The organism is Kitasatospora sp. NPDC053057 (assembly GCF_044546945.1).
Taxonomy (GTDB): Bacteria; Actinomycetota; Actinomycetes; order Streptomycetales; family Streptomycetaceae; genus Kitasatospora.
The window spans coordinates 100,606-110,714 of record NZ_JBITZP010000026.1 but is presented as its reverse complement, the minus strand read 5'-3'; the positions used below and the strand labels follow the sequence as shown (position 1 = coordinate 110,714).

At 72.2% G+C, this 10,109-nt stretch carries 10 protein-coding genes; 5 read left to right on the top strand and 5 right to left on the bottom strand.

Going from position 1 to position 10,109, the window contains the following annotated elements:
• Positions 1–217 precede the first annotated feature (217 nt).
• On the top strand, positions 218–1,087 hold the full coding sequence (locus ACIG5E_RS25825; protein ID WP_396537127.1) for an Fpg/Nei family DNA glycosylase: 870 nt from the start codon (positions 218–220) through the stop codon (positions 1,085–1,087).
• Between the two features lie 20 nt (positions 1,088–1,107).
• Here the strand turns inward: ACIG5E_RS25825 and ACIG5E_RS25820 are convergent, their stop codons facing one another.
• A complete protein-coding gene (locus ACIG5E_RS25820; RefSeq protein ID WP_396537125.1) occupies positions 1,108–1,965 on the bottom strand; it encodes an SAM-dependent methyltransferase in 858 nt (285 codons plus the stop codon).
• Positions 1,966–2,214: 249 nt separating this feature from the next.
• Between ACIG5E_RS25820 and ACIG5E_RS25815 the strand changes: the two genes are divergently transcribed.
• The 4 genes from ACIG5E_RS25815 to ACIG5E_RS25800 all read left to right on the top strand — a co-directional run bounded on the left by ACIG5E_RS25815 (position 2,215) and on the right by ACIG5E_RS25800 (position 6,289).
• The gene (locus tag ACIG5E_RS25815) at positions 2,215–3,084 is read left to right on the top strand and encodes a polysaccharide deacetylase family protein (protein WP_396537123.1); all 870 of its coding nucleotides are present in this window, start codon (positions 2,215–2,217) and stop codon (positions 3,082–3,084) included.
• 186 nt (positions 3,085–3,270) lie between these two features.
• Positions 3,271–3,597, top strand: a complete 327-nt coding sequence (locus tag ACIG5E_RS25810; protein WP_396537121.1) for a hypothetical protein — start codon at positions 3,271–3,273, stop codon at positions 3,595–3,597.
• A gap of 148 nt (positions 3,598–3,745) precedes the next feature.
• Positions 3,746–4,618 (top strand): sulfurtransferase, encoded by an 873-nt coding sequence (locus tag ACIG5E_RS25805; protein WP_396537119.1) that lies wholly within the window; start codon positions 3,746–3,748, stop codon positions 4,616–4,618.
• A 132-nt stretch (positions 4,619–4,750) separates the two neighbouring features.
• Positions 4,751–6,289: a M1 family metallopeptidase gene (locus ACIG5E_RS25800; protein WP_396537117.1), complete on the top strand. Its 1,539-nt coding sequence runs from the start codon at positions 4,751–4,753 to the stop codon at positions 6,287–6,289.
• An 89-nt stretch (positions 6,290–6,378) separates the two neighbouring features.
• Here the strand turns inward: ACIG5E_RS25800 and ACIG5E_RS25795 are convergent, their stop codons facing one another.
• The 4 genes from ACIG5E_RS25795 to ACIG5E_RS25780 form a co-directional block, all read right to left on the bottom strand.
• Complete coding sequence (locus tag ACIG5E_RS25795; protein WP_396537115.1) at positions 6,379–7,188, bottom strand: aminoglycoside N(3)-acetyltransferase; 810 nt, start codon at positions 7,186–7,188, stop codon at positions 6,379–6,381.
• Between the two features lie 186 nt (positions 7,189–7,374).
• A complete protein-coding gene (locus tag ACIG5E_RS25790) occupies positions 7,375–7,947 on the bottom strand; it encodes a GNAT family N-acetyltransferase (RefSeq protein ID WP_396537113.1) in 573 nt (190 codons plus the stop codon).
• On the bottom strand, positions 7,944–8,912 hold the full coding sequence (locus ACIG5E_RS25785; RefSeq protein ID WP_396537111.1) for an NAD-dependent epimerase/dehydratase family protein: 969 nt from the start codon (positions 8,910–8,912) through the stop codon (positions 7,944–7,946). The genes ACIG5E_RS25790 and ACIG5E_RS25785 overlap by 4 nt, the downstream gene beginning before the upstream one ends.
• Before the next feature lie 53 nt (positions 8,913–8,965).
• Positions 8,966–10,078 (bottom strand): alkene reductase, encoded by a 1,113-nt coding sequence (locus ACIG5E_RS25780; protein ID WP_396537109.1) that lies wholly within the window; start codon positions 10,076–10,078, stop codon positions 8,966–8,968.
• Between the last annotated feature and the right edge of the window lie 31 nt (positions 10,079–10,109).

Sequence of the window (10,109 nt, the reverse complement as noted above, 5' to 3'; positions counted from 1 at the left end):
TCACCCGTCACGCCCCTCTCCGCAGCCACCCCCTCCACCGCCCCTCCCGCAGCGCGTCCCTCTCGCCTTGGTTGGGTGGGGGAGGGAGGTGGGGGGTGGGGGGTGGAAGGAGGTGGGGGAGGTGGGTGGGTGCTGGGGGTGGGGGTGCGGGTTGGGGTTGTTGCGGGCGTGTGGGCTTTGCCCTGCGCGCCCGCTGGGGGTGCGGGAGACTGGGCGCATGCCGGAGCTGCCCGAGGTCGAGGCGTTGAGCGCCTTCCTGTCCGAGCGGTTGACCGGGCGGGTGATCGCTCGGGTGCAGCCGGTGGCGATCAGTGCGCTGAAGACGTACGACCCGCCGGTGACGGCTCTGGAGGGGCGGAGGGTCGGGTCGGTGACGCGGCGCGGCAAGTTCCTGGACATCGAGGCGGGCGGGCTGCACCTGGTCGTCCACCTGGCCCGGGCCGGGTGGCTGCGCTGGAAGGACAGTCTGCCCGTCGAACCGCCGCGGCCCGGTCCGAAGAACCCGCTGGCGCTGCGGCTGCGGCTGGCGGGCGAGGCCGGGGACGGCTTTGACTTGACCGAGGCGGGGACGAAGAAGGGTCTCGCCGTCTACGTGGTCAAAGATCCGGCGGAGGTGCCGGGTGTGGCCCGGCTCGGCCCGGATCCACTGGATCCGGGCTTCACGCTCGACTCGTTTGCCGCCCTGCTGCGGGATGACCGTCGTCGGCTCAAGGGCGTGTTGCGGGACCAGGGCGTGCTGGCGGGGGTGGGCAACGCCTACTCGGACGAGGTGCTGCACGCGGCCCGGATGTCGCCGTACAAGCTGGCGTCCAGCCTGACGGAGGAGGAGACGGCGCGGCTGTACGAGGCGCTCGGCGGGACGCTGCGCGAGGCGGTGGAGCGCTCGCACGGGCTGGCGGCGGGGGAGCTGAAGGCGGAGAAGAAGCTCGGGATGCGGGTGCACGGGCGGACGGGGCAGCCGTGTCCGGTGTGCGGGGACACCGTGCGCGAAGTGTCCTTCGCGGACTCCTCGTTGCAGTACTGCCCGACTTGCCAGACCGGGGGCAAGCCGCTGGCGGACCGGCGGCTGTCGCGGCTGTTGAAGTGAACAGCCGCGTCGCGCGGGCGTCAGCGCTTGATGGCGACGCCGCCCCAGTAGTACGCCGCCTTCGGGTCGGCCGGCGGCTCGCCGTCCGGGCGCCAGGCCAGTACCGGGGCGACGCCCGGCTCGACCAGCTCCCAGCCGTCGAAGAAGCGGAGCACGTCGTCGTAGCCGCGCGGCACCAGGGTCATCCCGCCGGCCCGGGCGGCCTCGGCGACCTTGCCGACGGCCTCCGGGTCGAAGTCCTGGGTGGGGGTGGTGAGGGCGAGGCAGCTGCCGACGGGCAGGGCGTCGCGCAGCGCGGCGACCCGGCCCCACGGGTCGTCCTCGTCGGCGATCAGCATCAGTACGGCGATCATCAGCAGGCCGACCGGCTGGGTGAGGTCCAGCGTGGAGGTGAGCGCCGGGTCGGCGAACAGCTCCTCGGGCTTGCGCAGGTCGGCGTGGATGTAGGTGGTGCGGCTGGCCGGGCTGGAGACCATCAGGGCGCGGGCGTGGGCGAGCACGATCGGGTCGTTGTCGACGTAGACGACCCGGGTGCCGGGGCTGACCGCCTCGGCGATCTCGTGGGTGTTCGGCGAGGTGGGGATGCCGGTGCCGAGGTCGAGGAACTGGCGGATGCCGTGCTCCTGGGCGAGGTGGCGGACGGCCCGGCCCTGGAAGGCACGGTTGGCCTTGGCCATCTCCTTGACGCTGGGCACGGCCTCCTCGATGGCCTGGCCCATGGCGCGGTCCGGCGGGAAGTTGGTCTTGCCGCCCAGCCAGTAGTCGTAGACGCGCGCAGAGTGCGGGGTGGTGGTGTCGACGCCGAAACGTTCCCACTGGCTCAGCTCGGCGTCGTCGTCCTGCGGGCGCTGCTGGGGGAAGTCCTGACTTGTCGTCATGGCCACGTCCTCTGATGGCAGATCATCACACTGGGGAAGGCACAGCGTAGCGGTCCCGACGGGAACCTCGGCGTCCGGTCCGGGAAGATCCGTCGACGGGCCGGGGTGGCGGGGTGTCGGCGGCCCGATCGGTCGGCGTTGTGGGCCGTCGGAGTGGTGATCGGGTCCTTCGGAGTTGCCCTCCGGGAGGGGCGGTGACCAGCGGGGCAAGCATTCAGAATGCTGTCTGATCGTCAGATTAAGTCTCCGATGACCTCCCGGATCACCTCGCGCAGGTTGCTGCTGGTCGCGGCCGGGATGTCGCTGCTCGGTGCGGCCGCCGGCTGCAAGAGCCCCTGGAGCGGCGATGACGCCGCGTCCTCCTCGACGAATCCGGAAGCCGCGGCGGGCGTGCGCGAGGTCCTGGTCCCCGCGGACGGGGCGTCACCGTCCGCACCGTCCGCGTCCGCCTCGTCCCCGGTGCCCTCCCCGGTGCCGCCGTCCGCGTCGAGCATTCAGCCCGTCCGCAAGGCGCTCAGTGAGGCCGAGAGCAAGCCGGTGTACGAGCTGGACCCGGCGCAGCGGGTGGTGGCGCTCACCATCGACGACGGGCCGGACCCCAAGTACACGCCCGCCGTGCTGGCGCTGCTCCAGCAGCACGAGATCCGGGCGACCTTCTTCCTGATCGGCGAGAACGCCGTCGAGCACCCGGCCCTGGTGAAGGAGATCGCGGACCGCGGTCACCACATCGCCAACCACACCTGGACCCACCCCGACCTGCGGCACATGTCGGAGAGCGCGGTGCGGGACGAGCTGGAGCGCACCTCCGACCTGCTGCACCGGACCACCGGGCGGCTGCCCACCTGGTTCCGGTCGCCGGGCGGGGACTGGTCGCCGGTGTCGCTCAAGGTGGCCGCCGACCTCGGGCTGCGGAACATGGGCTGGTCGGTGGACCCGAGGGACTGGTCCCGGCCGGGGACCCCGGCGATCATCGACACCATCCTCAAAGAGGTCCGGCCCGGCTCGATCGTGCTCAACCACGACGGCGGCGGGGACCGCTCGCAGACGGTGGCGGCGCTGAGGACGTACCTGCCGGTGCTGATCGATTCCGGGTACCTCTTCACGGCGCCGCCAAACTGAAATGCGAATGTCGGACGGTCGTATCGGATATCGGCGGCATATGCCGGTCGGGCAGGTATCGGCTTCGCCATTTAAACCACCCGATCGAGTGGATTGGGAGAAGCGTTTCTGCGGTTTTTGGGCCTCTAGGGTGATCTCGCACCAATTCCTCAGGTACCTCTGAGTACCGCCTGAAAGGCTTCACTCATGCGTCTCCGCAATGCCGTGCTCGCCGCCGCCAGCGCCGTCGCCCTCGTCCTCGCCGTTCCGTTGTCCGCCAACGCCGCCACCGGTGACTTCCTCTACAAGGTCGGTCCGGGCGTCCCGGTCGGCATCGCCGACCCGGAGAGTGGCAAGTGCATCGACCTCTTCGGCGCGACCGAGAACGACCCGGCTTTCGCGCCGGAGAACTTCACCACCTCCACGGCGACGGTGTTCCTGGACTTCGACTGCAGCGGGGACGTCTTCTACGTGATGAACCCCGGGAAGAAGCTCGGCGACCGGCTGAAGCTGCGCTCGGTGATCTTCTCCTGAGCGGCGCGGACCGCGGGGTGGCCCGGGCCGGACGGTCGGCGTAGCTTCGAACTGTCCGGCCCGGTCGCCGGCGCCTCGTCGTGCCCTTGCGGTCTGCCTGTGCCCGTGGTCGGGCGGAGCAGCCTGGGCAGAGCGAAGGAGGCCTGGGATGACCGGCAACGGCTACGCACACCCCGAGGCGCTGGTCCGCACCGAGTGGCTGGCCCACCACCTGGACGACGGGACGGTCCGGGTCGTCGAGGTCGACGAGGACACCACCGCCTACGACCGGGACCACATCCCCGGCGCGGTCGGCTGGAACTGGGCCACCGACCTGCACAGCCAGGTCGGTCGCGACTACGCGGACCGCGACAGCGTCCAGCACCTGCTGCGGGCGGCCGGGGTGGAGGACGACACCACCGTGGTGCTGTACGGCGGCAACAACAACTGGTTCGCCGCCTACGCCTACTGGCTGCTGCGGCTGCGCGGTTTCGGGCCGGTGAAGCTGCTGGACGGCGGGCGCAAGAAGTGGGAGCTGGAGGGGCGGGAGCTCACCCACGAGGTGATGGACTACCAGCACACCTCCTACCGGCTGACCGGACCGGAACGGCCGGAGCTGCGGGCGCTGCGGGACGAGGTGCTGGCCAAGGCGGAGGTGTTCGCCAAGCCCGGCGCGGACGCGGTGCTGGTGGACGTCCGCTCCCCGGCGGAGTTCCGGGGCGAACTGATCGCGCCACCGAACCTGCCGCAGGAGCAGGCCCAGGTGCCGGGGCACATCCCCGGCGCGATCAACGTGCCCTGGTCGCAGGCGGCCAACGACGACGGCTCGTTCCGCTCGGCGGAGGAGCTGCGGGCGCTGTACGGGGGCCGGGGCGTCGGGGCGGAGCGCGAGGTGATCGCCTACTGCCGGATCGGCGAGCGGTCCGCGCACACCTGGTTCGCGCTCACCGAGCTGCTGGGGTACCCGCATGTGAAGAACTACGACGGCTCGTGGACGGAGTACGGCTCGCTGGTGCGGGCGCCGGTGGCGCTCGGGGGGTGAGGTCCGGTTCGGCCGGCTGTACCATTTCGGCTTGTTTCTTTGCATGAACATCTCATAATCAGGGCGTGGAACCGGAGCCACCGGGACAAGGATCGATCCGACCCATCGTTCCGGTGATCCTGGAGGACCACGTTGCGCAAGAGGCTGCTCGTCTCCGCTGCCAGTGCCCTGAGCCTGTTCCTGGCCGTCCCGGCCTCGGCTGCCGACTTCCAACCCGGCGCGGCTGGGATCGGCGACCCCTACTACCCGACCTACGGCAACGGCGGCTACCGCGTCTCCCACTACGACATCCGGCTGAAGTACCAGCCCGCCACCGACGAGCTGGAGGGCACCACCACCATCCTCGCCACGGCCACCCAGGACCTCTCCCGGTTCAACCTCGACTTCGCGCTGAACGTCTCCGAGGTGCGGGTCAACGGGCGGCCCGCGAGCTTCGCCCCCAGCGGCGAGCAGGAGCTGGAGATCACCCCGGCCCGGCCGCTGGCCAAGGGCAGCCAGGCCACCGTGGTGGTCCGCTACAAGGGCGTGCCGTCCACCGTGAAGAAGTACGGGTTCACCGCCTGGCTGCGCACCCCGGACGGCGCGGTGGCGGCGGGCGAGCCCGAGTCGGCCTGGTGGTGGTTCCCGAGCAACGACCACCCGAGCGACAAGGCCACCTTCGACGTCTCGGTGCAGGTGCCGGACGGCAACCAGGTGATCAGCAACGGCATCCTGACCGGCACGACCTCGCAGGCCGGCTGGACCCGCTACAGCTGGCGCGAGAACAAGCCGCAGGCGACGTATCTGGCTACGCTCGCCGTCGGCAAGTTCGACATCAGCACCGACACCACGGCCAACGGGCTGCCGGTCTACAACGCGTACAGCAAGGACCTCGGCGACAACGCGGACGCGGCCCGCTCCAGCGTCGAGCGCACCGGCGAGCTGGTGGACTGGCTGAGCGGCTACTTCGGCGACTACCCGTTCAGCTCGGTCGGCGGCTACGTCCCGAACGTCCCGACCGGCTTCGCCCTGGAGACCCAGACCAGGGTCTTCTACAGCCCCCGGCAGTTCTCGAAGGGCGCCAACACCTCGGTGGTCGTGCACGAGCTGGCTCACCAGTGGTACGGGGACAGCGTCTCACTCTCGCGCTGGAGCGACATCTGGCTGAACGAGGGCTTCGCCCGGTACGCGCAGTTCCTCTGGTCCGAGCACGAGAACGAGGGCACCGCGCAGGAGCTGGCCGACTACGTCTACGCCTCGCACCCGGCCGACGACGCGTTCTGGACCGTCAAGCCGGGTGACCCGGGCGCGGACAACCAGTTCTCGAACGCCGTCTACGACCGGGGCGCGGTGGCCATCCAGGCGCTGCGCAACGCCGTCGGGGACGAGAAGTTCTTCCGGATCCTCAAGGGCTGGCCCGCCGAGCGCAAGTACGGCAACGCGACCATTCCGGAGTTCCAGGCGTACGCGGAGAAGGTGTCCGGGCAGAAGCTCGGGGACCTCTTCAACACCTGGCTGTTCACCGCCGCCAAGCCGGCCGTCGGGCCGGTGGCGCCGGGAGCTGCGGCCCCGGCCTCGCTGGCGCCGGGTGCGCGGGCGGACGCGGACCGGGGTGACGGGCAGCTGCCGGTGGAGCCGAAGTCCTGGAAGAAGATCCAGGAGACCAACTCCGTGCACGACGAGGCGCACTGACGCCTTGGTGGTGTCGGTGAGGTGACGGGCGTGGTCCGGTCGGCCGTCCGGGACGGGGGTTTCCGTCCCGGGACGGGCGGTCGGCCGGGCTACGCCGCTCCGGAGCCGTCCGCCGCGAGCAGTTCGGTGAGGCGGCGGACGGCGAAGGGTATGAGCTCGCGGACCGGGATCAGCCGGCAGGGCGCGTTGCCGACCAGCACCTCGCGGATGCCGGCCAGCTCCTCGAACTCCCGCCCCACGACCGGGAAGTGGGTGTCGTTGTCGTCGCCCACGTCGGGCGCCTCGACCCAGACCCGCTCGCCCTGGATCGCCATCGGGAAGCGGCGGAGTTTGAGCCGGCGGTTGGGGGCGAAGGTCTCGGCGTAGTGCAGGAAGGTGTTGCGGTTGTGCCCGACCCCGACCAGCAGCACGTACCCGCCGAGGTCGTGCAGCGCGCCGAACGGCGACTCCCGGCCGACGGCGAAGCCGAACGAGCGGCGGGCGGTCACCTCCCGGGCGTGCGCGCCGACGGCGGCGACCGAGGCCTGTGGGTGGGTGCTGCGGAGGCTCTCCGGAAGGGCGCGCAGCGCCTCGGCGATCGCCCCCATGCGGGAGGGCAGCTCGGGGTGGAACAGCGGTACGGCGTCCCGGAGCTCGGCGATCTCGGGGGTGGGCAGGCCGGTGTGGTCCGGCGCCGGGTCGCACACCGTGCCGGTGGTGAAGGCGGGCACCACGACGGTGCCGCCCGGCCCGACGGCTTCGCGCAGGCTGGCGACCACGGCCTCCGCCCCGCCCTGGACCCGGCCGAGGGTGGAGAGCGAGGAGTGCACGATCAGCGCCATGTCCGGGCGGACGCCGACCCGGCGCCAGCCGTCCACGAGATCGGCGGTGGTGAGCGGGCTGGTGCCCGGAGTGGTCATGGTCCCCCCTGGTGGTGGTGCGGCGCACGTGGTGGCGTGCGGTGCCGGGTGTGGTCGGTCGTGGTCGGGTGTGCAGTCGGGCGTGCGGCCGGGCGTGCCGGTGCGGATTCGTACCGGTGTGGTCCGATTGTTCGGGCCCGACCATAGCGGGTGGGACTGACAATCCGTCAGGAGGGGGAGCCGCCGTCAGTCCACCGCGGGGCTGCGACGTTCGACCATGACCACGTCGCGCCAGCGGCCGTGCAGTCGGCCGATCCGCTCGCGGGTGCCGACCATCCGGAAGCCCGCGCGCCGGTGGAGGGCGAGGCTGGCGGTGTTCTCCGGGAAGATGCCGGACTGCACGGTCCAGATCCCGGCGGCATCGGTGGAGGCGAGCAGCGCGTCCAGCAGGGCCCGCCCGACGCCCCGGCCCTGGGCAGCCGGGTCGACGTAGACGGAGTGCTCGACCACACCGGCGTAGGCGCGGCGGGAGGAGACCCGCGAGACGGCGGCCCAGCCGAGGACGCGGTCGCCGCCCGGGGTGTCGGCGTCGAGGGCGACCACGCGGTGTTCGGGGAGCTTGGCGGCGTCGAAGGCGTCCCAGGTGGGGGCGGTGGTCTCGAAGGTGGCGTTTCCGACGTCGATGCCCGCCTGGAAGATCGCCAGGACGGCGTCGGCGTGCTCGGGGCGCATCGCGGTGATGCGCAGGCCTGCGGCCGATGTGGTGTTCGGGGCGGCGCTTGGACCGGTGCTCGGACCGGTGCTCGGGTTCGTGGTCATCGGGCGTCCGCCTCGGCCAGGACGCGGGCCTCCTGCTCGGCGGTGAAGCCGTGGCCGAGCGGGGGCTCGCCGCGGCCGCGGTCCCAGGCGAGGACGTCGGCGGCGGTGACCGCGAGCGGGGTGGCGGGCAGCCCGGCCGCGCGGGCCCGGGCCGGGTTGCGCTGCTGGCCGGGCCAGAGCCGTTCGGCCCGTACCAGCGGGAAGAACGGCGGCGGGGCGGTCTCCGGGGGGACGGGGACGATCTCGATCTCGGTGCCCGCGACCTCGGCGCAGGTGGTGATCAGCCCGCCCAGGGTGGTCGGTTCGGCCGGGCCGACGGCGTGGAAGGCGCCCGGCCGCTCGTCCTGGAGCAGCCGGAGCACCAGCTTGGCCAGGTCGCGCGAGTCGACCACCTGGACGGGCTGTTCGGGGCGTGCGGGCAGCGCGATCCGGCCGCCGCGCGCCGCCCGGCGCGCCCAGTAGGTCAGCCCGCGGTTCTCGTCGTACGGACCGGCGACCTTGCCCGGGCGCACGATCGTCGCCCGGTCGCCGTAGCGGGCGGTGACGTCCTGCTCGCAGGCGACCTTGAGGCGGCCGTACGTCGCCTCGGTCAGCTCCTCGGCCTCGCGCAGCGGCTCGCGGAGCGGGGCGGACTCGTCCGAGAAGGGGGCGAGTCCGTCCCGCTGGTAGACCGCGTGGCTGGAGACGAAGAGGTAGCGGCCGACCCGGTCGCCGAGGGCGGCCATCGCCTGGCCGACCTGGTGGGGGCGGAAGCCGCTGACGTCCACCACGGCGTCCCACTCGCCCTCGCGCAGGGCGGTGTAGTCGCCGGCGTCCCGGTCGCCGAGGAGGTGGCGGGCCTCGGGGAAGAGGCCGGGGTTGGTCCTGCCGCGGTTGAAGAGGGTGACCTCGGCGCCGCTGTGCAGGGCGTCGGCGGCGATCGCGCGACCGACGAAGGAGGTACCGCCGAGTACGAGGATCCGCATGGACTCCAGGCTATGGCCGGGTGTCAATCGGTTTTGGTCAGACGCGGTTCCGGTCAGACGCGGAGCGGGACCTGGGGGTGGTCGGTGAGCGTCGGGTAGTCGGTGTAGCCGGTGGCCTCCTGGCCGTAGAGGTGGGTCTCGTCGACGGGGGTGAGCGGGGCGCCGGCGGCGAATCGTTCCGGCAGGTCCGGATTGGCGATGAAGGCGCGGCCGTAGGAGACCAGGTCGGCGAGTCCGGCGGCGAGCACCGCCTCGCCGCGCGCGCGGTCGGTGGCGTCGCGGTTCTCGCCGACGTTGGCGATCAGCGGGCCGGACCAGCGGGGGCGCAGGTCGGCCAGGGCCGGGTAGTCGTCGTTGTCGGTGAGGTGGAGGTAGGCCAGGCCGAGACCGTCGAGTTCGGCCAGCAGCGCCCGGTAGACCGGTGCCGGGTCGGCCTCGTGCATGCCGAACTGCGGGTTGCCGGGGGAGAGCCGCAGGCCGAGGCGGTGCGGGCCGATGGCCGCGGCGACGGCGGTGACCAGCTCGATCGGGAAGCGGAGCCGGTTCTCCAGGGTGCCGGGGCCGTACTCGTCGGTGCGCAGGTTGGTGTTGTCGGCGAGGAACTGGTGGATCAGGTAGGAGTTGGCGCCGTGCAGCTCCACCGCGTCGAAGCCGGCCGCCAGCGCGTTGTGGGCGGCGGCGACGTGGTCGGCGACGGTCCGCCGGATCTCGGCGCGGGTCATCTCGCGCGGGGTGACGGCCTCGGCCTTGCCGCCGTCCCGGACGTGCACCGGGCCCGGGGCCGGAACGGCGGAGGGGCCGGCCGGGACGTCGCCGAGCAGCCGGTTCAGCGGGTGGCCCTGGCGGCCGCCGTGCATCAGCTGGGCGACGATCCGCCCGCCCGCCGCGTGCACCGCCTCGGTGACGGCGCGCCAGCCGGCCACGTGGGCGGGCGTCTCCAGACCGGGCAGGCGCCAGCCGGACTGGCCCTCCCGGCTGGGCCAGATGCCCTCGGTGACGATCAGTCCGGCGCTCGCGCGCTGGGCGTAGTACTCGGCGACGAGGGGCAGCGGCGTACCGTCCTCGGCCGCCCGGTAGCGCGTCATCGGGGCCATCACGACGCGGTTGGGCAGGTCGAACCCGCCGAGGCGGTACGGGCTGAGCAGTGATTCGGTGGTGGTGGTCATGTCGGTACCGTAGAACCTGACACTGGTGTCA

Excerpts from the sequence above, each read along its gene's own strand:
- ACIG5E_RS25825 (WP_396537127.1), top strand. The coding sequence starts at position 218 with ATGCCGGAGCTGCCCGAGGTCGAGGCGTTGAGCGCCTTCCTGTCCGAG.
- ACIG5E_RS25820 (WP_396537125.1), bottom strand. The coding sequence starts at position 1,965 with ATGACGACAAGTCAGGACTTCCCCCAGCAGCGCCCGCAGGACGACGAC.
- ACIG5E_RS25815 (WP_396537123.1), top strand. The coding sequence starts at position 2,215 with ATGACCTCCCGGATCACCTCGCGCAGGTTGCTGCTGGTCGCGGCCGGG.
- ACIG5E_RS25810 (WP_396537121.1), top strand. The coding sequence starts at position 3,271 with ATGCGTCTCCGCAATGCCGTGCTCGCCGCCGCCAGCGCCGTCGCCCTC.
- ACIG5E_RS25805 (WP_396537119.1), top strand. The coding sequence starts at position 3,746 with ATGACCGGCAACGGCTACGCACACCCCGAGGCGCTGGTCCGCACCGAG.
- ACIG5E_RS25795 (WP_396537115.1), bottom strand. The coding sequence starts at position 7,188 with ATGACCACTCCGGGCACCAGCCCGCTCACCACCGCCGATCTCGTGGAC.
- ACIG5E_RS25790 (WP_396537113.1), bottom strand. The coding sequence starts at position 7,947 with ATGACCACGAACCCGAGCACCGGTCCGAGCACCGGTCCAAGCGCCGCC.
- ACIG5E_RS25785 (WP_396537111.1), bottom strand. The coding sequence starts at position 8,912 with ATGCGGATCCTCGTACTCGGCGGTACCTCCTTCGTCGGTCGCGCGATC.
- ACIG5E_RS25780 (WP_396537109.1), bottom strand. The coding sequence starts at position 10,078 with ATGACCACCACCACCGAATCACTGCTCAGCCCGTACCGCCTCGGCGGG.